This window comes from Nitrospirota bacterium (genome assembly GCA_004296885.1).
Classification (GTDB): domain Bacteria; phylum Nitrospirota; class Nitrospiria; order Nitrospirales; family Nitrospiraceae; genus SYGV01.
The window spans coordinates 109,422-131,055 of record SCVN01000002.1 but is presented as its reverse complement, the minus strand read 5'-3'; the positions used below and the strand labels follow the sequence as shown (position 1 = coordinate 131,055).

The following is a 21,634-nucleotide window of genomic DNA, read 5'->3' as shown; positions in this document are numbered from 1 at the left end:
TTATCTCATCGGCCCTGCGAGGCCAAATCCGGCGACGTTGGCCTGTATTGGCAGGCAGCCTTCAGGACCAGCGCGTCGGCTGTCAGCAGGGCATCCAGTTCGGTCCGGTTGAACACATCATAGGCGTCGGCCGTGTCCCGCACAATCGGATAGCCGTGGAGATTGAACGACGTGTTGAGCAGTCCCGCGCGTCCGGTTCGTCGCAGAAACGCCTCCAACAGCGAATACATGGAGACATTTTGCTCCCGGCGGAGGATTTGGGCCCTCGCTGTCCGGTCCGCCGGATGACAGGCCGCCCGAAGCACCCGGAATCCCTCGTCGGTGGTGTGATAGGCAATCGTCATGTGCGGGGAATCGACCCCGTTGGGATTGAGCAAATACTCTTCCGCGAAGACATCCAGGATGACCGGCGCAAAGGGCATCCAAAAGTCCCGGCTCTTGATCATCGCATTGATGCGCGGTACAACCTCCGGGCTGGTCGGATCGGCCAGGATGGACCGGTTGCCGAGAGCCCGCTGGCCGAACTCCATTCGACCGACGCAACGGCCGATCACGATGCCCGCCGCCAGCGCGTCGGCGATCTGATCCTCCGAGGGATTGCGCACCACGACGTGCCCGTCCGTTCGCGCCTTCGCCAGAATGTCCGCCTCGGCCTCCGCCGGCGATCCCAGGTATAGGGAGGGCACCGCCTTCCCGAGCTTCACGCCCTGCTCGGCCGCGCAGCAGAGGGCCGCGCCCATGGAGTTGGATTCATCTGAACTGCTCCCCGCAACAAAGAACCGTTTCATCCAGGGCATCTGGCCGAGGCGCCCCATGGCCTTGACATTCATCGCCACGCCACCGCCCATCACGACGGTCGAGACATCGAAATGCTTGGCGACGTTGCCCACCCATTGCTCCAGCAGTTGCTCCACCCAGAGCTGCAGCCCGGCGGCGATGTAGTCCATGCGGATGCCCTCGAAGAGATCGCGGAACGGAAAATAGCTGTCGCGGGGCTTGTCAGGGCCGGGCACAAACCGGGTCCCCTCGACCTGCAGGGTCCGGTGCAGAATATTGAGCACCCGCTCGATCTGCTTGCCCCGGCCATAGGGAGCCAGTCCCATGACCTTGTATTCATGCTCCAGCGGGCGCATCCCCAGCATCAGTGTGATATACCGATAGTACCGGCCGAGCGTGCAATCGGGAGTGCTGTAGTGCCGTTCCAGCTCGTCTCCGTCCTTCAGGTAGATGGTCGCATTGGCGCCGTCTCCGAACCCGTCGACCGTCAAGACCAAGACCGGCCCGTCATGGAAGTTGGAGGCATGTAGGGCATAGCGGGCATGGCAGGTGTGATGGTCATACCGCCTGACTTTTTCCACGGGAAGCCCGAAGTGATCGGCAACGAGTTGATCGCCGTCGGCCGCAAAGGTCTCTTCGCGTTTTTCGTCCTGTCCAAGGACGGACCAATATTTTTGCGGATACTGCGTACGATCGATGTATTGCGGAAAGAGATGCCGCATCCGCAGATCCCGCCGCCCCTCATAGAACCACGGTTTCCAGAACAGGTGTTGCTCCTGGATGAAATCGGCGATACTGAAGCTCTGCATGACGTTGAGGAGATAATAATCGTAGAGCTTGTCGAGGGTGGCAATGGCGACGGCGTCGATCTTGCCTCGACCGCCGGCCATGCGCTCGCAAAAATCGGCGGCCTGACGGGGAAATCGCGATTCATTCTTGATGCGCGTGAACCGCTCCTCGGCGACACATGCCGTGATCGTAGCGCCTTCCAGCAGGGCGACGCTCGAGTGATGATCCCAATGAAACCCGATGATTTTCATATCGCCTCTCTTCTATGAATCACGAGCCGCAGGTGGACCCGGCGCGGTCGGGATCTCGAGAGCCTCCCTGCACAAGCGAGCCATTGATCGGCTCCAATCGGTAGATCATGACTCCAGGATCCACCATGAACCAGGACAATAACCGGACCACTTTCACCGTGGACTCATCGCCTTGCGGCGGGAAATCCCCGACCAGTTCTGCATTCATTCCTAGCCAGGCCAGAAACGCCTCGCGCTTCTTGGGGAAGGCGGCACCCACCGCCTTGGGCACATAGCTTTGCGGAACGTGTTCGCCCAGGACGACATACCGCACGCCTTGCCGCCGCAGCAAGTCCGTGTCATAGGCATTCTCGAAAGGCTTGCCTCGCTCCCCGAACGGCGATTCCATCGTCAGATTGATGATGACGTACGAGGGGGAATGGGGTTCCCGCAGCTGTGCTTCACGCGCCCTGCCGGATCCCAACCCGAGATCCCGCGTCGCGAGCAGCTTTTCACGATTTTCTGCTGGAGTTTCGTGGATGGGAGGGACCAGGGCGGGCAGTTCGTGATGCTTTTCCATGGCCACGGATTCCCCATCCGCAACATTCGCCTCGATCCAGTTCATGGCCCGAAGCCGGGTGTCCTGATGAGCAGTATCAGCCAGATACCCCACATACGTTGCCGTCACCTGCGCCGGATAGACTAGGATGACGGCCACCGCCACCGCCAGAATCGGTCCGACCACCTGCGGAGCCACACTCCTGATGCGATCCGCCATTCCTTGCAGTAGGAATCCGAGATAGCAGAATAAAAAAGGCAGCAACAAGAGGACGTAATGGCTCATGTAGGTCGAATACAGCAGCAGGGGAAACAGATAGAGCCCGGGAAAGATGAAAGACAGCCGGGCGGACGCGTTTCCATTAATCGCGGTCACCACTAGGGCCGTGGCCATGACCAGCAGGCCGAGCGCTCCCACGGTGCCGAGCAGGACGGCCACATAGAAATCAGCATTCCGTGCGATCATCAGCCACGCATTCCCCTGCCAATCATTGAGCGCCTTGGACACCATCACCTCGAGATAGGGATGGGTCCAGAAGATCCGGCGCTGACCGACAAGATGGGCAATGGCTTCGGTGAGTCTGAACGAGACAAGAAGATAGGTGGCGACCATAGCGCCGAGGGAGCCCGCCAAGACTTTCCAGTCGAGCGGCGCAGCGGACGACGGAGCCGACCTCGCCGTCTCACGAGTCTGCCACCAGAACCCGATGATCAACGCGAGCACCAGGGGAACGGCATTGATCCTCGCTCCAAGGGCAAGTCCGGTGAGGGCTCCCGCAGCATACCACCCTGCCCGCTTCCGGACTTGCATTGCCCGGATGATCGCAATCTGGGCAAGCAGGATGAAAAAGGCGGTCACGCTGTCCATCTTAACCCAGACCGCGGCCGCGACGGGCACCGCTGTCACCGCATAGCCCAAGGCTGCGATGACACCGGCGGTGGTTCCAAAGAGCAGCACGCCGAGACGATACGTGAGATAGATGTTCCCGATGTCAAAGGTGGCTGCCAGAAAGCGCCCGTCGAGCAAGAGCGAAGGATCGTCGAGGAGGACCATCTGCTGAAAATCCGAAGCGGCCTGGCACGCACCCGAGAGGCGGCAAAGCAAGTAATCGGCTGCGTGCACCAAGGTCAGCAAGTGCGAGAAGAGGTTCGTGGACAGCGAGAAATTGAGGTTCAAAATGCTGAACCAAAATTTGTACGTTTCGTGCATGAGATTGATTTCATCCGGGTGGTACACCTCGGGCAACCCATAACTGATCAGCGAATATCGCAGTATCGCGCCGACGACAAGGATGCCCACCAGGAGCAGCAGTGCCAGACGGGTCCCGACCCACGCTACAATGGTGGATCCGGAGGTGGCCCTGCACACCCCGGAGCACCCGGCGTTTTCCAAGCCCTGAGAAATCACCGTTTGGTTCCCGGACCCTTCATCGATGCCGGTCCCGGACCTGACCCGGCAGGGGAAAGAGCACCCGCACCGGCAGGGCTACATTCTCCTCGCCAATATCGAAGCAGCAACCACAGATACCCCCGGATCGTCCGCAAAATAGGCAACCCGCTGCCGCCCTCCTTGAGATCATACCTGATGCGGAGAGGTACTTCCGCAATCCGGTCCGTCAGTTGCCCGAGCTTCACGAGGAGGGTGGCCATAGCGGAGAAGCCCTGTCCCTCAATCAGCCTATCCCCAAATGACTCGAATCCTTTGCGGATCAGCGCAATGCGATACCCGCGATAAAATGTCGAGTAATCACGCACGTTGGGAAGGCCGACGAAATTCTGCAACAATACGGCGACGACATTGCTCATCGCGCGACGGAACCACGGCAGGCCGACCACTCCGCCTCCGGGCTGAAATCGTGAGGCGATGACGATGTCATTGCCATCTAACAGTTTGTCGAGGATATCCAACACGACGTAGGGATTGTGGGTATTATCGGCATCGAACGTGACGCAAAAGTCCTCGTCCTTCCCATTCGATAAGATCCACTTGAAGCCCGCGGCGAACACGGCGGCGATTCCTCGATTGACCGGAAAATCGATCAGCGTGATCGGCATGCCCGCAAAGGAACGGATAACCGCACGGGTACGATCGATACTCCCGTCATTGACAATCACAAGTTGCGTCTGGATCGCGTAGTTCTGACAAATGCGGTCGATCCTCGACAGGAGTTTCTCGATGCCTTCTTCCTCATTGTATGCGGGAAGCAGTATGAACAAACGCCGGCTGCCCATGCGGTCGTCTCGCCGGAGATCCCTGTTGCCTTCGGTCCAACTGCTGCTGTTCCACTCGACGTGTCTAGTCATGATTTCCGGCTCGCCTGCCCCACCGCCATCTGCTCGGGCGAAATGTTTCCGGCCGCAACCTGCGCCTTGAACCACCTCGATGTATGATCGAGCCCCTGCCGAAGCGCGACCTTCGGCTGGTAGCCGAAATCGGTGGTGGCTTTTTCGATGGTGGCGCTGCGGCGCCGCACGCCATCCCAGTGCCGGCGGGGTTGAAAGTGGATTCCGCCCGTGCTGCCGGTCACCCGGTTGATCTCCTCGGCCAGCAAGAGAATCGGCGTCTCAACTCCACTTCCGATGTTGTAGGTATGCCCGATTGCCGCGGCGCTGGCAGCTGCGGTCACTGTGCCCGCCACGGCATCGGTCACAAAGGTGAAATCCCGCGTTTCCGTCCCATCTCCCGTGATCACCAGCGGCTCGTTCTTCAACGACCTGGCGAAGAAATTCGGGATGACGTTGCGATACAGACCGGGCCGCTCGCCCGGACCATAGACGTTGAAATACCGGACGATCACAGTCGGCAGACCGTAGGTCTGGTGAAAGAAATTCGTGTACCGCTCGCCGAGCAGCTTGCTGAAAGCATAGGGCGTTTCAGGATGGAATTCGACGTCGTCCTCGCTGCACTTCCGGCTCTTAGGCCCATAGACGCAGGAGGAGGAGGCATAGATGAAGCGCTCCACTCCCGCCTGCCTGGCCTGCTCGAGCATCCGCAGGGTGCCCAGGCCGTTGACCTGCAGGTCCCGTTCGGGGTGATCGACGGAGTTTTGGTTGGCAAACAGGGCCGCGAGATGGAACACGACCTGCGTCGTGTCGCGGAACGCGCGCGCCAGGATATCCGGATCAAGGATATCGCCGATGAGCAGATCAACGGACGGAGGCAGGTTCTCCGCCACCCCCGAGGAGAGGTCGTCAACCACCACCACCGTGTTGCGTGCCGCGAGAGCCGCTACCAGGTTGGAGCCGATGGCTCCGGCTCCCCCCGAGACAACGATGCGGAGGTCTTTAAGCATCCTGGACCTCGGAGGTCAGCCCGCAGAAGTCGAGGAGTTTCTTGCCGTCAAGCGACGGCAATGGGCGAAAAGCCCGGTGCGGCACCATGACCGCGACGATGTCGGCTTCCGCGATACCCTCCGCGAGCGAACGCATCTCGAAGCCGTGGATTTCCGGGACATGGGGATCGACGAGGACAACCCGTCCGGCTTGGCAGACCTGCAGTTCCTTGGCAACCTCCAGGGCCGGCGATTCCCGGACATCATCCACGTCCGCTTTGTAGGCGACGCCAAGTATGGCAATGGTCGGCCGATCCAGGGCTTTGGCCGCTTTCATGATCCGCTCCACGGTCCAGTGAGCCTTCTCCATATTGACCTCACGCGCCTTGCGGATGAGCTGGGCCGTGGACGGGGCTTGCGAGACAATGAACCAGGGATCCACGGCGATGCAATGCCCGCCGACGCCGGGCCCCGGACGTAGAATGTTCACCCGCGGGTGACGGTTGGCCAGTCCGATCAGTTCCCACACATCGATGCCCATTTCCGAGCAGACCATCGACATTTCATTGGCGAACGCAATGTTGGCATCGCGATAGGCGTTCTCGGCGAGCTTGACCATTTCCGCCGTCCGGCATCTGGTGACGTGACACTGCCCGCGCACAAATTTCCCATAGAGCTCGGTGGCCCGCAGCGCGCAAGTCGGCGTCATCCCGCCGATAACCCGATCATTGTCCACCAACTCCTTCAGCACCTGACCGGGGAGCACTCGCTCCGGACAATAGGCGACAAACACATCGGTGCCCACCTTGTAGCCCCGCTCTTCGAGCGGAGCCGCGACGAGATCCTCGGTGGTGCCGACAGGGCACGTCGACTCTAGGATGATCAGGTTCCCTTTCTTGACGACCTGGAGCACGGCATTCACAGCATGCTGTACGGCTGTCAGGTCCGGCGCATAGTTCTCGCGAAATGGGGTCGGGACGGCAATGAGAAACGCGTCGGCTTCTTCGACCTTACAGGTCGCCCGGAGCTGCCCCGAAAGGACCGCTGCTCTCACGAGTACGTCAAGGTCCTGTTCCTGAATGTGAATATTGCCGGAGTTGATCACCTCGACGACCCGAGGATTGACATCAACCCCGATGACCTGGGCCCCTGCCGTGGCAAGCACGCTGGCCGTCGGCAGACCAATGTGCCCCAACCCGATGACGCATACGCGGCTCATGTCCCTTTCGGGAACGCATTTCTCAATGTTCAAGGTTAGGCGTCCTCCTTCCTCGATTTTCGAAATTTCCGACATAGGATATCCGCGATGCGCTCGCTGGCATGCCCATCTCCAAACGGGTTCTTTTTCTTTATCATCGACCGGTAGGCGGCCAGGTCGCGCAGCAGCCGCTCCGACTCCCTCAATATGCGCTGCGGTGACGTTCCGACGAGGCGGGCAGTCCCGGTCGCGATCGCTTCCTGTCGCTCCGTGGCATCCCGCAACACCAGGACGGGCTTGCCATAGGTGGGAGCTTCCTCTTGGATGCCTCCGGAGTCCGTCAGCAAGAAGTATGAGCGGAGCATAAGAAAGACAAAGGTAAGATAGTCCACTGGCCGCAGCAAATGGACATTCGACAATTTGGGTTTCCGGCCGCCAAACATCGCCTCTACCACATTCAGCACATTGGGGTTCCGATGAACCGGATATACAATCTCCACCTCCGGGTTGCGTTCGGCAAGGCTGCGGAGAGCCGTGCAGACATTCACCAGTGGTTTCCCAAAGGACTCCCGTCGATGGCAGGTCACCAGGATGATCCGGCCCGCCCCGGGATCGCCGGTGAGCGCCGCTACACAACTTGGTGTCAGCTGGGCCTTCAGGCCAGAGAGTATCGTCCGCTCCATCCCCGGGGTCTTGACGCGGCGACCGATTTCCAGCAGCGCGTCGACCACGGTGTTTCCCGTAACGAAAATCGAGTCACTCCGAACCCCTTCAGCGAGAAGGTTTTTGCGGGCAAGCGGTGTTGGCGTGAAATGAAAGTCCGCCACCACGCTGACGACCCGGCGGTTGATCTCCTCGGGGAACGGCGCGTATTTGAGGCCGGTCCGCAGACCGGCTTCGACGTGGCCGACGGGGATTTGCTCGTAATAGGCGGCCAACGCGGCGGTCATGACGGTGGTGGTATCGCCCTGAATCAAAACCAAATCCGGTTTGGCACTGAAGAGCACCGATCGCACGGCTGTCAGCGCCCGTGCAGAGATCTCCGTCAGGGTTTGATTCTCTGTCATTAGCGAGAGATCATAATCGGGTTTCACCTCGAACAAATCGAGCATCTGATCGACCATCTCGCGGTGCTGGCCGGTCACACACAGCAGGGCGCGAAATTTATCCTGACGCCGTTGGAGCGCCTGCAAGACCGGAAACAGCTTGATCGCCTCCGGCCTGGTGCCAAGAATCAGCAGGACAGTTATCGGTCTGGTCCGAGGCGGCATTCTTTCAACCCTATGCACTCAGCGGCTGCGGAAAAGACCGGGGGGGGTGAGGACCCCAAGAGCCGGGTTGACCGACGGGATAAACACAACGGCCCCGATCACCGGTCATCTGGCCGGTGTGGGAACAGATTCTTCCTGGAGGACAGGGCTCTCCATACCTTCGTCATCGTCGACCCATTTCTTCCGCAGTTCGTGCGTCAGCCGGATCGCGTTCCGGTGGATGACCTGACGGTCGTATTGGGCTTCTTCCGTGCCCTTATCCCACTCCATCCAATCCGGATCCGGGTTGACCAGCTTATTCATGATCAACTGCGAGAAGGCGTTGTACAGGTCTTTGATTTGCCGGAAATTGGATATGCGCATCAGCTGCCGCCAGATCATGCGTGGCCGAAGGTAGAATCTTCGCCAGGCATAACTGTCGAACTCCAGCACCCGTTCCGCAGTCAGGCCATCCAGCCGAACGATGACCTCAAGTCCCTGGCCATAGCGTTTGAACTCCAGGTGCTTGAGCCGGCCTTCTTCCACCGCCTGCTTGAACAACGCGGTGCCCGGGTAAGGCGTGCTTATACTGGGCTGGAAGAAATCCACATCCAAGTTAATGGCAAATTGCAGGCTCTCCTCCATCGTCTCCCAGGTTTCACCCAAGTTGCCAATGATGAATCCCGCCCGAACCTCGATGGCATACTTGTGCGCGATCCTGACCAGATCGGCATACCGTTCTTTTTTGATGGGCTTCTGGATGATCTGCATGATCCGCTCGCTGGCGGTTTCGATGCCAACCATGACCTGGTGGCAGCCCGCGGATTTGAGCGCCTTCGCCATTTCGTCGCTAAAGCAATCGCCCCGTACATAACATGAGAACGTAATGTCGACCTTGTTCTCTCTGAGCAGACGGCAGAGCTCCAGCACGGCCGGCTTGTTCACGGTGAACGTGTCATCGAAGAACTGAACCTGGCGGATTTTGTACATCTTCCGAAGATGTTGAATCTGCTCATAGACTTTTTGGGGGCTCCGGTATCTGAGCGTCGTCTTGGCAGAATTGCAAAAAGTGCAGAGGCCGGGGCATCCGCGGGTCATGAGCACGTTGATGGCGGGCAGGTTCCTATAGGACGACGCGGACGGGAAATATCGTTTGAAGTCCACCAAGTGATAGGCCGGCATCGGGTATTGGTCGAGATCCATCACGATTTCCTGAATGGGGGTATGATGCACAGTCCCATCCGGGCAAAGAAAACTTACGCTGGGAATGGTTTCCCAGGCCTTCCCTGCCACGATATCAGCCATCGGACGCTCCCCGTCCCCTCGGACGACCAGATCAACTGCACTGTTCTGGAGCATGCGCTCAGGGTAGGCTTCCGCATGCACGTTGCCCATCACGACCACGCAGTCAGGAACCAATTCCTTCACCAGCTTGGCGATCATGTTGGCCGAAACGACCATCGACGATAACACCGAAACTCCAACATACCGCGGGCGGTATTCAGACAGCAGCGCCCGGAGTCGCACGGGGCTCATGCGTTCGGCGTGAACATCAATCACCTTGACGGTGAATCCGCGTTCCAGCAGAACGGCAGCAATCGAGAGGATTCCGAGGGGAGGCAGACAATTCGTCAGAAATGCCCTACCCTGCAATACAGTCCAAGGAGGATAAATAAGAACGCAATCAACTCGGCCGTTGGTCGATGAAGCCATCACTCACCTCCTGCGCAATATCTGGAACCGTTGCAGCATCGGAGTCTGGTCATTACCCTGGCTGACAATAATGATTTCCTTGACCGTGCAAATGAGATGACCGGCCATGCAGCATGATAGTACAGCTCCGCCCTCTCACCTACAGACGGCTGATCAAGCCGTCCTCGGTGCATGTGCGTTTGCTGCCCCCCCCCAGCGACAGTGCTGGAGGCTATGCCAGCAGCCGCAGGGTGACGATCTTCTTCTTGGGAATTCCCAAGCGGATCATCCTAGCCGTGACATCGGCTAGGTTCTCTAAGCTCGCCACCAGCACTGCATCGAATTCCAGCTCGGGCAGCGCTTCAACCGACAGAACGGGACACGAGAGAAATCGTCCCTTTTCGACGTAATCAATGAAAGCAACCAGCTGAAGATTCACCTCAAGCACACACAGATAGGCCATTTCAGCCAGTTCGCCGGTTCCGTAAATTACCACTTGCTTTGAACCCGAGCCTGCCAACTGGATGAGAGCTTTGCCAAGAACTTGACGCACCTCACGATAATAGACGAAGGAATACTGCATGTACTCATAGGTGAGCTTCGACTTTTGAAGGACCCCGCGAGGAGTCAAAAGATACTTAATGCGATTCCTGGGGATCGTCCTGATTTTAATGTAGCCCTTGCGGGCCAACCGTTTGACATAGAGGTTCGTCAAACCAAGAGCCACCCCTAGCTTCCTGGAGAGAGCCCGTTGGGTGACATCTTCGTTCTTCTCAACCTCGTTGAGAAGCTTAAGAAGTCGTTGCTCCTGAAGTTCCATGCCGGATCATTCTATGGCTTCATAGCGTTCATATTTTGAACACTACAGGATAGCATGTCAAGATACAATGACCCGTTAAAAGTTTACGTTTTTTATGAGTATACTTGCTCATGAAGGCCGGAGAGTTGCGCAATACCAGGGAATGGCTTCTCTCAGTCCGTCCTTGACGGCGTGTGTGGGTGCATAACCGAGCAGTTTTCTGGCCTGTGAAATATCTGCCAGCGAATGCCTGATGTCCCCCGGCCGAAACGGTCCAAACTGCGGCTCCACATGCTTTACGTCCGATTGGAACTTGGCCAATTGATCCCTGATGATGTAATAGAGATCAAGGAGTGTGGTGCGTTCCCCGACCGCAATGTTGCACACTACGTGAGTATCACCCTGAGTATCAGTGATCGCTGCTAGGAGATTAGCTTGCAGAACATTTTCAACGTAGCAAAAGTCTCGGCTGGTTTTCCCGTCCCCATTCACCACGCAAGGGCTACCCTGCAGGAAGTTGGAAACCCAGGCGGGGATCACCGCCGCGTACGGTCCGCCAGGTCTCTGCCTTCTCCCGAAAACGTTGAAATAGCGTAACCCCACACAGCGAATCTGGTAGACCTTGCTAAATGTTTCAGCATACAGTTCGTTGACATATTTCGACACTGCGTAGGGGGACAACGGCTTCCCGATAACATCTTCGGTTTTTGGCAACGCGGGGTGATCGCCATATACAGCACCAGAACTTGCGTACACAAACTTCTTGACTCCCGCGTCTCTGGCCGCGACGAGCATATTTACAAAGCCATCGACATTTGATCGGTTCGTGCCTTGTGGATCGGCTATGGATCGGGGCACAGACCCCAGTGCGGCTTGATGCAGGACGTACTCTACCTCTGCGCACGCCTCCCTGCATATTTCCGGACAAGCGATATCCCCCTCGATGAACCTGAACTGCTTCCACGAATCCGGTCCAACTTCCGCTCGAACATCCTCCAAGTTGCTCCTATGGCCAGTCGAGAAATTGTCCACGCCGACAACCTCCTGCCCACACTTCAACAGCAACTCCAGAATGTTGGAGCCGATAAAACCAGCGACACCGGTAACCAACCACCGGCATGGCATAGCCAAAATCTTATGCTTAGCCGCTTCGAACGGGCTGCTCACGATCGCTTCCGCCCTCCCGTCACTTGCCGATCTCATAGGTCCCTACATACCGTCGAGAGGCATGATCCATTCCCCATGCCACTGCAGCAACCAGCATGGATACCACCAGAAGAACGCTGGAGAATTGGCACAACAAGCCAAACATCCTCGGGGCATACAGAAACTCTACAGTGTGACGCCCCGGGCCTATCGCCACTCCTCGCAAGGTGATGTACGTCCTCAGCAAAGGCCGTTCGACGCCATCGACCATAACCTTCCATCCGGGATAGTAGGCATCCGTAAGAGTCAGAATGCCTCGAGATGGGCTCTCAATTTCAAGGTGTACTCGATCTGGCGCACGCTTGAGACGAATCTGCGGCGATTCTGCTCCAGCAATCGCCTGAGGTGATCCGCCCCCCCTGCAGATGGCACTGCCCTCAGGATCACTCAAGACCAGCACAGCCCGAGCCCGAAGATCTCGCAGTCGGGCATGGTGGATGTACTCCAACGCGTCATCCTCTCGCGAGAAACAGACAATGCCATCGGAAATAAACGCCTGCTCCACCAGGGCGCTGTCCGCAGGCACATACAGCACCTTGCTATCTGGCTCAAGGCTTTTCACTGGCACATAGCCCGGCACATCGGTCCCGCGTATCGCCAGGATGTATTCCACGTCCAGCAGTCCCAAGGCTTCCAAATTTGAATCCTTGGTGTTCTCAATCTGTACGATATACTTTAATGCGCTCGCCCTCCCATTAATGCCGTGGCGGACGAAGCTTTCGTACCATCGTGTTGGCCCAAGGTTATAGCCAGATGGGGTCCTGAGACCGGCGAGAGGAAGTAGGGCCGTTTCGCTCGCGGGCCCCAACGTGTCGGAAAACCAGGGCCGCGTCAAATCAACGACCCGTCCGTTGGTCCGATTCATCTCTTTGGCGGTCGCGATATCGGATGGAACGGCATACCGCTGCGAGTAGGTCATGATGGGATCGGCTGTGCCGGCCACACCGATCTTCGGCTCCAGGACTGCGGCGCGATAGGTGTGAACCGATACCGCAAGCGAAACAGATGAAATGAGTAACACGACTCCCACAGTCCGCTGCCTTCCGCATGCAAATGGACCATGGTCCGTGGCTGGCCATAACGCCCATCGATACAAAACAACCAACAGATATGTCGTGACCACAGCATACAGAAACAAATAGGCGTAGAGGATCAGATTTTGCGGATAGATGGACGAGGGCACCAAGTGCATCCGATAGGCTGAATATCCGACTTGAAGGCAACCCAGCCCTCCCACAGCCACGATACTCCATCTGAATGCGTCAATTCTCCTGTGAGATCGAGGCTCCCTCACCGTTTGAAACAGGGACCGATCGATCATCCACCCCACAAGAGTAAGCACCGGAAAGAACAAAAAGTGCTCAAATCGTTTGACATGCCAAGCTCCAATGAGCGGGATCCACATCTTCAAATAATCGATCGTCACATCAAAAATTCCAATGATGAGACTTACCGCAGCCGCTCCTGCGCTAAACTGCAGGATTCTTCGAGTTCGCGGCTGCTCATGACGCCATGCCGTACCGAGGCTGAGCCACACCACCACTCCCAACACTGAGACCAGGTATATCCCGTATTGGTTGTGTCCGACCGCCACCTGAGACAAGATCGCGCGCGCGTTGACCAACCATCCTGCCGGATTAAACGGCGAGTCGACGGCATTCAAAAACCCAGCCCCCACAAAGCGCCCCGACAGACTCGTCGCCTCGACAACGGACCAGAGGAACGGAGAATATAAAGCCAGCCCTAACCCTAATCCACCAGCGACCCATAGCACAGATTGACGGAGCTCAAGCACCCACCATGCATAGGCCAACAGAATAACCGGGATCACTGGCAGAGAAGCCAGGACGCTATGAGTAGCACATGCGTAGAATGCAATGGCAAGCGCCACCGTCGGAGTGGCGACAGAAACGATCCTCCCCGCCTCCACCGCTCTTTCAATCCAGTGGGACAGGAGAAATAACACGGGGACCCAGGCGACGGCCATCGGGAGGTCTGGATTCCCTACCCAGAAGGAAAGCCAATAGGCCGTTGCGCCAAACATCACTGCGGAAATGCCGGCGCCCTCGATCCCCATTAGCAATTCTCGCCGTGAGTATAGGTACATCGAGGCCGAAGCTACAAAATAGAGGAGGAGATTCCCCGCTAATTCAATCCAGACCGGCGTAAGCTCAAACATCCGCGCGGCTCCGATCTGGAGCGAAAGGGGAGTCGGCCCCTTATTAGTGGCCCAGACGCTTCCGCTCAGAATATCCTCTCGCCACAGAGGCCCTAATATGGTCCCGGTCGGGATCTGGGAAAACAAGTACCGATTGGTCAGCTCGTAGGTGAACCGGTCGTTCCATTCTTGATAGCTCTGGGAGCCAAAAAGAATCACCCAGGTAAAGAGGATTGCCGGAGTAGCCAATCCCATGAGCATGTGGACAAGCAACCGTGGCCGCAGAGCACGAGAAGTTTGGACGTGAATCTGGCCATCAGGCAGAGCGCTCATGATCCCACCGGGGAAGCACTACTTTCCCGTCTCCCATGAAAACTGATCAATCTCCTCAGATGATTCACTGCCACCCCAGTGCCGTGTTCGTTCAGGGAATGCCCCCAGCACACACCAGCCCCTCAGATTTCGAAGGAACCTCACCGCTAATACCTGAGAGGTGGGAAGGGAAAAAGAGGAGGGGTGGCCCTGCTCACCACGACGGCAGCCCTGCAATCGCACCGCGAGGTACGCTCGGAGCGATTGGAGCAAGCAGGCTCCGTTTGCAACTGGCCGGATTAGGCTCGCGGGCTAGAAAAATCTTCTATCATGCTCTAATTCTCGGGCCAACGTGGCAAGAAGAGTATGATGCTGCCCGAGCAGTGCTTCGATTTCCGCATTGGAATAAATGTCGATCTCCTCAGACGATTGGAGGTGGGAATTGATCAGATAGACCCGTTCAGACTCCGGCAGCTTGATCAAGCGCGCGGCGAAGCGATCCAGGAACTCGGTCCATGCCGGGGGCTTATCCGTCCCGCAAAAATTCAATGTGGATAGGACTTTTTTTCGTTGGCTCTCGCACACAAACAGCAGCGCCAGCAACTGACGCGAGTTGAGCGTCTCTGCAATGAACTCGCTGTCTAGCTCTGCCATGGTCCTCCTAGCACCTCGCTCGGCTGGGCATTCAGCCCTTTTCGCTTCTGATAAAACTTTTCCCCCTCGTCACGGGAATGCTTAAGCAGTTCCGAGAAGAAGCTCTCTTTGACCGTCCGGAGGATATGCCCCGCCGAATACTTCATCGGATAGATCTTGGTCCCGATCAGGTACGCCTTGGCCAGGTAGTACATGACGAAATACAGCTTCGTCCAGCGCCGTTTGATGAGGTGGTTGACCACTACCCCCCGCCAGGATGGGAAGACCAGCAGGACCAGCCCCAGGAGGGACAAGTTCACCTGCTCCAGTTTCTCCTGGGCCGTGAAGCAGGAGAAGGGGGACTCCGTCTGATAGTTCTGGTGGAGCTTTTCAAAATCCCCGTCAAACGCCTTCACGTCAATGGTGTACTGGGAGACCGGTGTGCCCGGATAGGGATGCAATTCGGGAAACTCCCCGAAGACCACCCCGTTCTGGATGTTGATGTCGATCGACTCGATGTCGTAGTCCAGGACCCGGTGCCGCAAGCCCATCGATTCGAAATATTCCACCAGCTTTTTCCGGGCGGCCTGATCCAACGTGCCAGCAAGATCCACGTCCGACCGCAAGGTGCCCAGGTTCATCTTGTGATACGTCTCCAGATGGGAGACAAGATCCTTGGCTTTTTGATCGAAGTCCGGGTCGGCCGTGCTGGGAATGATCGGGACCGGGACGGCCAGAATCGTGTTCGAGAAGGTATGGATGTCCTGCTTGTGACACAGATCGAAGGCAAACCGGATGTCCTCCGCGTCCATCCCACGCTTGAAGATCTGCTCCCGGATGAAGGGATTCCCGGACTCGATGGACATGCTGATGGACTTGATGCCGGCCTTCTTGAGATAGGTCAGGATCTCCGGATCGCGGCGGACCAGATCGGAGCGGACCAGGCAATGAAAGGGCAACCCGATCGCCCGTGGATACTTGTCTGCGAATTCGATGAGCCAGTCGTCGGTGCGAAACACGAAGACGTCGTCGTAAAACTTGACGAACTGCGTCTTGTGGCGCCGGACCATGTCCTCCATCTCGGCCAGCAGCCGGTCCACGCTGTAGCGGTTCAGCATCTTTCCCTTGCCCTTGTACATCGCGTTGTACTTCGCATTGAAACAATAGGTGCAGGGAAAGGGACAGCCGCGGCCCGCCATCAGGCTGCGCATGCCGAACTCCTTCAAGCGCGTCTTTCCATAGACGACATCCCGATCCAGGTAGGGAAGTTCGTCCAGGGTCATGTTCCGCTCTTGCAACGCCACGCTGCCGTCGGCACGGCGGTTGCTGCGGGTCACGACATTGGAGATCCCATCGAGGCTGCTGCCAACGGCCAAGGCTTTCAGCATCATCGGCCATGGCTCATCCCCTTCACCGACCACCAACGCGTCCAACTGCGTGTCTTCCACCACCCGCGGCATGGCGGGGCCGGAGAACGTCAACGGCAGCTTCAAGTCTTCCCCATAGAGCTGCATACGCATGGAGTTGAAGGTCGGATGTGGCCCGCCCATGACCGTGAAGATCTTGTCCTTGTACGTCGCTTTGATGGCCCGGTTGGCCCGGTACATGACGTTGCTTTCACCGGTCTTGGCGCTGTACGCGACAATGTCCGGCCGGATCGCCCCGACTTCTTCCATGAGGTTGTCGTGTTCGAGAACATTCAGGAAGGTTTCGTGCCCCTCCTGCTTGGCCATGGCCGACAACAACTCGATGTTCATTGGGTCAATATAGTCTTCCTTGACCATCACGAACATGATTTTCATAACCGTATCCTTCTCTCTATCGCACAACCGTCACGCGCGCGACTCGATCCGTCGCACGGCTCCGGCATATTTACGACGCTCCGTGACCCGGACTTCCCAGAAGAGCTCGCCGAGGGTACTCAGCACGCTCACGATGTTCTTCAGTTTGAATGCCTTCGACCGGCCATGTTGGCGGGCCTGTAGGGGCATAGGGACTTCGACATAACTGCAGCCGGACCGGATCAGACGGACCAGGATCGCCGCCATGTAGGCAAACCCGTGCGTCCGCATGGGGATGGACTGCAGCAAGGACCGTCGGTGGACGCAGGGACCGTTGAAGTAGCGCAGCCGAAGCCCAAACAGGACATTGACCAGGGCGACAAAGGTGGCTGAGATCGCCTGGCGGCTACCACTCCGCACCGCAGGGGTGGAAATGTAAGGAACGACGATGTCCGCCTCGCCCACTGCGTTCAGAATCGTGCGAATCGCTTCGCCCGGGATCTCATTGTCCCCAGGAAACATCGTGACGTACTCCATGCGAGCCAGTTCCACTCCTCGGTTGTAATTGTACCCAAATCCCATGTTGCGCGGGTTGTGGATCACTCGGATGTGCGGGTTCCCGGCAGCCAACTCATCGGCAATGGCGCCCGTCCGATCGATGCTGCCATCGTCAAAGATCAGCAACTCGTAGTCGGCGAACCGGTCGCCGATGGCCCCCAGCACCGTGCCAACCGCGTCAGCGAGGTTTCCCTCTTCGTTCAGAGCCGGGATGATGATGCTCACGGTACAGTTCATAAATAAGCCGATATCAGAACGGACCGGTAAAGGCCTTGTCGGGCACATCCAGCGGCGTTTCGTGCTGAATACCCAGCTGCGCCTCCGTGACCTCCTGCAGCCCCAGCATCGTCCGGACGCCGTTCACGATGTGCACGGTGCGTGGATAGAAATGCTGCGCAAGGGCCGGGGTGCTGGGTGAGGGGAGATCGGGAAAGGTCACCCGTTGGGGAGCAGCCTTCAACGTGCCATAGGTCCGCTCGGCCACCAGAGCCAGCACTTCCGCGGCAAATCCCAGCGACCGCCACGCTCCGTCCACCGCCAGCACCCGGCCGGTCTTCTGGACGGACCCAAGGATATGCGCTGTGTCGAGGGGGCGGAGGCTGCGCACGTCCACCACCTCGGCCTCGATGCCGTCCCTGGCCAGCAGGTCGGCCGCACGCAGCGACTCCAGGACCATGTAGGAGGTGGCGACAATCGTAACGTCCCGGCCCGGCCTCGCCGTCCTGGCCTTTCCGATCGGCACCGTATAGTGCCCCTCGGGGACCGGCCCGAAGATGTTGTGAAGCCACCGGTGCTCCAAGTAGATGACGGGGTTATTGTCCTCGATGGCGGCAATCAAGAGTCCCTTGGCGTCATAGGGCGTCACGGGCATCACCACCTTGAGCCCGGGCACGTGGGCAAACATGGCTTGGAGGCTCTGCGAATGCTGGGGTCCCTGGCCCCAGCCCCGGCCGATCATCATGCGAATGACCAGGGGCATCGCGTCTTTTCCGCCGAACATATAGTGCCAGTTGGCGGCCTGATTGATGATTTGTTCCACCGCCAGGAGTGCGAATTCGATCCGCTGGTGCACCATGATCGGCCGCATCCCGACGAGGGCCGAGCCGATGGCCACCCCCGTCATGCCGTTTTCCGACGTCGGCATATCCATCACCCGATCCGACCCATACTTTTGCTGCAGCCCCGAGACGGTTCCAAAGATGCCCTTTGGGTCAGCCGGGACGTGCAGGCCCATCAGGTAGACAGACGGATCGCGCGCCATGCAGAGGTCGGTCGCCTCGTGGATTGCCTGAAAGAATCTGAGGTCTCTGGTCATGATGTCTCGGAGTGAAATCCGCGGGTCACGGTGCGTACAAGTGCGCCCCCAGGAGCTGCGGATCGGGGAATGGGCTCGCCTTCGCAAATGCTACCGCTGCTTCGATCTCGTCGGTGAGGGTTGCCTCGACCCCATCGAGGTCCTGCTGGGCGACAAGCCCCCGTTGCAGCAGGCGTTGTTTGAGGCGTGCGACCGGGCAGCGCGCCTTCCACTCCTCGAACTCCTGCTCCGAACGGTACCCGACGTGATTGTCGTAATGAGGCCCGCAATGCTCCCGCCAGCGGTACGTTTTGAATTCCAGGAACGTGGGGCCGCGTCCCGCCCGCGCCTTCTCCGCTGCCGCCTTGGTCAACCCGTAGACCGCCTCGACGTCGTTCCCATCGCCCTGCAGGCTCTCCAGTCCGTATCCGCGAACCAGCTCATAGATTTCCCTGGTAGAAGGCTGACGCACGTCCAATGAAGAATAGACCGAGAAAAAGTTGTTCTCGCAGACGAACACGACCGGCAACCGTTTCAGCACGGCGAAGTTGACTGCCTCATGGAAGACCCCTTCTTCCGTGGCCCCATCGCCCAGAAACACGATGGTCACACGGCGCTCCTTGCGCAGCAGGGTCCCGAACGCGGCTCCGACCCCGATCGGAATGGTGCTGCCCACGATCGGTACAGCGCCCAGAAATCCCACAGACCGATCCACCAAATGCATGGAGCCGCCCTTGCCCTGACAACAGCCGGTCACCCGTCCGTAGAGTTCCCCCAGCATGGCCTTCAGGTTCCCTCCCTTGGCCAGGTAGTGGGCATGGGAACGGTGGGTGCTGAACGCATAGTCCTCGGACGCCAGGGCCGCGCAGACACCCACGGCCACGGCCTCCTGTCCGACACTGAGGTGGACGGGGCAGCGCATCTGCTGCTCCGGATAGAGCTCGGCGATCTTCTCCTCCACCGTGCGAATGCGAAGCATCCGAAAATAGAGGTCCCGGGCTAACCCAGCGTCCATAGCGAGCGCTTTCCCCATGTGCTATAGGATTGTGCCAAGAAGGGTAAAGAGAGAGGAGGAGAACACTATGACCAGTATGAGAGCACGGTACTTGCCCGCGCCTCGCATCTCAACGAAATGGCCGGAAGTTAGTCACACCACCCCCCTAGACGGCTCCTCAAGGCTTGCCTCATCACGAACGACAGGGAGAGATGCTACACGCCAATCGGCTCTTTCCTGCGAACGGGAGAAATGAGCGCAGGAGTACTCTCCGGATGGGCTTGGGTCGAGGGCTTTTGTGCATTGATCACAGACATCTTGGTATGCTCCGGCGGAAGCCCCCATCCACTCGTCACGTACTCCTTTTCCATTGGAACTGGCATACGCTCTTTCAGAGCGGGATTGAGCGCATGCATGAGCGGCTGGGTCATCCAGCGAGGCAAGTATGCGATCAGCAGATTTGTCGCCACGTTAAGTGCCACCCTTGTTACGTGATAGAGCTCTACCGGCTTGAAATACCATCTCTCCGGAAGGCTCACCCATCCGACCCCTTTTTGTCTTGTGAGAATGGCCAAAATCGGCTTCAACTTGAGGTAGGTCCGGAAGTTATAGCGGATGATGTCGCGCTTTAACTCAAACTCGCCCATGGTTTCAGGGACATATGGAAGTGGTATCTTATCGAAAATACTCCGAGTTGCCGAAAGGGTGCTGTTAAAGTTGGCCCAACCGGGCAGCTTTTTCACGCGTGGCGAGTCCTTAAGGTCAGTATAGAGGGGAGTGCCTGGATAGGGGATCAAGTTATTGTATTTGGACATCTGGACATTGAGACTCTGGACCAATTTGTATGTGTCTTCCCGTTCTTGAGCCACTTCCGTCGGCAGTCCAAAAATCATAAACAACGAAGTCTCGAACCCTGCCTTCTGACACCGCTTAACGGCATCAATGTGATCCGCGACCGTCTCGCCTTTTACAATAATCTTGGCGAGTCGCTCACTGCCTGTTTCCATGCCAAACCCAACATGCACGAAGTTGGCCTTCCGCATGTGGGGAATGATTGGATCTGGAATATTATCTGCTCGAGTCTGAATCGAAAAACTACATTTCCGATGGAGGCCCCGCTCGACGATCCGGTCGCAGACTTCGATCACACGCCGTTGCATAAAGCTGAAATTGTCGTCATAGAATAAAATCTGCTTCTGCCCGTAGTCCTCGATCAAAACTTGGAGCTCTTCTACGATCCGTTTCGCAGACTTGTACCGATACGAGGTTCCCGTCAGCATCCGCTGACTACAATAGGTACACTTGTAAGGACAGCCCCTAGAGGACGTGATAAAACCCATCTCGTAGCGCGGGTGTGTAAACATGTCGTAGGGAAACATCGGCAAGCTATCCAGATCCGGAATCAACGGCGCTTCGGGATTGTGCTTGATCGCTCCATTTTGCCGGTAGGACAAGCCCCCGATATCATGCCAGGGCTTCCCCCCACGAATGGCCTGATACAAATGCAGCAGGGCTTGTTCCCCTTCCCCTCGGACCACGATGTCGATGGTGTCATGCTCTAGGGACTCTTCAGGAAGAGCCGATGCGTGCAAGCCTCCCGTGATGACGATGGAATCCGGATACAGGCGCTTGACCATCTTCGACATCTCATAGGCCCGTGCCACGTGAGCCGTGAGGCAGCTGAATCCGATGACATAGGGCTTATCGAGACCCTCCAGAGCTTTTGCCAATGAATCAGGGGTGACGTCCGTGACCTCTTCGTCCAGAATGTTAACCTTGATGCCATGCTGTCGGAGATATCCCGCCAAACTGCCAACAGCCACCGGGATACCGATGGGGACATAACGGGAAAGGAACCCTCCGAACTTTTCGGAGGCCGGATTTATCAGCAGCATGATCTTCCTCTCTTTATTGAAGCGGCGCGAAGGCTACATACGGCTTCGCGGAAATTCTAGGATTTGCATTCACCCGACGCGACCATTGAAACCAGGGCGAAGGTGATAACCGAAAGTAGCAGAAGGTAGGGTACATGCCATGGCATAGGCTGTCAAGATTTTTGCCATTTTTCTTAATATTTCAATGCTTAAGCACGGTGGCCGGAACGAACCTTTCGCTTTCCCCCACTTGATTCTA

General features: G+C 57.7%; 16 protein-coding genes. All 16 read right to left on the bottom strand.

Annotated features, from left to right (window positions below):
- Window positions 1–5: 5 nt before the first annotated feature.
- Window positions 6–1,817 carry a carbamoyl transferase gene (locus EPO61_00915; protein ID TAJ10871.1) on the bottom strand — a complete coding sequence of 604 codons (1,812 nt, stop codon included), beginning with the start codon at window positions 1,815–1,817 and terminating at the stop codon, window positions 6–8.
- Window positions 1,818–1,836: 19 nt separating this feature from the next.
- On the bottom strand, window positions 1,837–3,723 hold the full coding sequence (locus EPO61_00910; GenBank protein ID TAJ10870.1) for a hypothetical protein: 1,887 nt from the start codon (window positions 3,721–3,723) through the stop codon (window positions 1,837–1,839).
- A 35-nt stretch (window positions 3,724–3,758) separates the two neighbouring features.
- Complete coding sequence (locus tag EPO61_00905) at window positions 3,759–4,658, bottom strand: glycosyltransferase (protein TAJ10869.1); 900 nt, start codon at window positions 4,656–4,658, stop codon at window positions 3,759–3,761.
- Window positions 4,655–5,647: an NAD-dependent epimerase/dehydratase family protein gene (locus EPO61_00900; GenBank protein ID TAJ10868.1), complete on the bottom strand. Its 993-nt coding sequence runs from the start codon at window positions 5,645–5,647 to the stop codon at window positions 4,655–4,657. The genes EPO61_00905 and EPO61_00900 overlap by 4 nt, the downstream gene beginning before the upstream one ends.
- Window positions 5,640–6,845 carry a UDP-N-acetyl-D-mannosamine dehydrogenase gene (locus EPO61_00895; protein TAJ10867.1) on the bottom strand — a complete coding sequence of 402 codons (1,206 nt, stop codon included), beginning with the start codon at window positions 6,843–6,845 and terminating at the stop codon, window positions 5,640–5,642. Before EPO61_00895 ends, EPO61_00900 begins: the two co-directional genes overlap by 8 nt.
- A 35-nt stretch (window positions 6,846–6,880) precedes the next feature.
- Window positions 6,881–8,065 (bottom strand): UDP-N-acetylglucosamine 2-epimerase (non-hydrolyzing), encoded by a 1,185-nt coding sequence (locus EPO61_00890; protein TAJ10985.1) that lies wholly within the window; start codon window positions 8,063–8,065, stop codon window positions 6,881–6,883.
- Window positions 8,066–8,200: 135 nt separating this feature from the next.
- Window positions 8,201–9,787: a radical SAM protein gene (locus tag EPO61_00885; protein TAJ10866.1), complete on the bottom strand. Its 1,587-nt coding sequence runs from the start codon at window positions 9,785–9,787 to the stop codon at window positions 8,201–8,203.
- A gap of 211 nt (window positions 9,788–9,998) precedes the next feature.
- Window positions 9,999–10,586, bottom strand: a complete 588-nt coding sequence (locus EPO61_00880) for a winged helix-turn-helix transcriptional regulator (GenBank protein ID TAJ10865.1) — start codon at window positions 10,584–10,586, stop codon at window positions 9,999–10,001.
- A gap of 108 nt (window positions 10,587–10,694) precedes the next feature.
- Window positions 10,695–11,768: an SDR family oxidoreductase gene (locus EPO61_00875; GenBank protein ID TAJ10864.1), complete on the bottom strand. Its 1,074-nt coding sequence runs from the start codon at window positions 11,766–11,768 to the stop codon at window positions 10,695–10,697.
- The gene (locus EPO61_00870; protein ID TAJ10863.1) at window positions 11,752–14,190 is read right to left on the bottom strand and encodes a hypothetical protein; all 2,439 of its coding nucleotides are present in this window, start codon (window positions 14,188–14,190) and stop codon (window positions 11,752–11,754) included. Before EPO61_00870 ends, EPO61_00875 begins: the two co-directional genes overlap by 17 nt.
- A gap of 363 nt (window positions 14,191–14,553) precedes the next feature.
- Window positions 14,554–14,895 (bottom strand): hypothetical protein, encoded by a 342-nt coding sequence (locus EPO61_00865; GenBank protein ID TAJ10862.1) that lies wholly within the window; start codon window positions 14,893–14,895, stop codon window positions 14,554–14,556.
- Window positions 14,883–16,676, bottom strand: a complete 1,794-nt coding sequence (locus EPO61_00860; protein ID TAJ10861.1) for a radical SAM protein — start codon at window positions 16,674–16,676, stop codon at window positions 14,883–14,885. Before EPO61_00860 ends, EPO61_00865 begins: the two co-directional genes overlap by 13 nt.
- 30 nt (window positions 16,677–16,706) lie before the next feature.
- Entirely contained in the window at window positions 16,707–17,498 is a 792-nt protein-coding gene (locus EPO61_00855) for a glycosyltransferase family 2 protein (protein TAJ10860.1), read from the bottom strand.
- Complete coding sequence (locus EPO61_00850; protein TAJ10859.1) at window positions 17,464–18,528, bottom strand: alpha-ketoacid dehydrogenase subunit beta; 1,065 nt, start codon at window positions 18,526–18,528, stop codon at window positions 17,464–17,466. The genes EPO61_00855 and EPO61_00850 overlap by 35 nt, the downstream gene beginning before the upstream one ends.
- Window positions 18,529–18,553: 25 nt before the next feature.
- Window positions 18,554–19,522, bottom strand: coding sequence for a thiamine pyrophosphate-dependent dehydrogenase E1 component subunit alpha (locus EPO61_00845; GenBank protein ID TAJ10858.1), 969 nt, complete (start codon window positions 19,520–19,522; stop codon window positions 18,554–18,556).
- Window positions 19,523–19,716: 194 nt separating this feature from the next.
- The gene (locus EPO61_00840) at window positions 19,717–21,396 is read right to left on the bottom strand and encodes a B12-binding domain-containing radical SAM protein (GenBank protein TAJ10857.1); all 1,680 of its coding nucleotides are present in this window, start codon (window positions 21,394–21,396) and stop codon (window positions 19,717–19,719) included.
- Window positions 21,397–21,634: the final 238 nt, after the last annotated feature.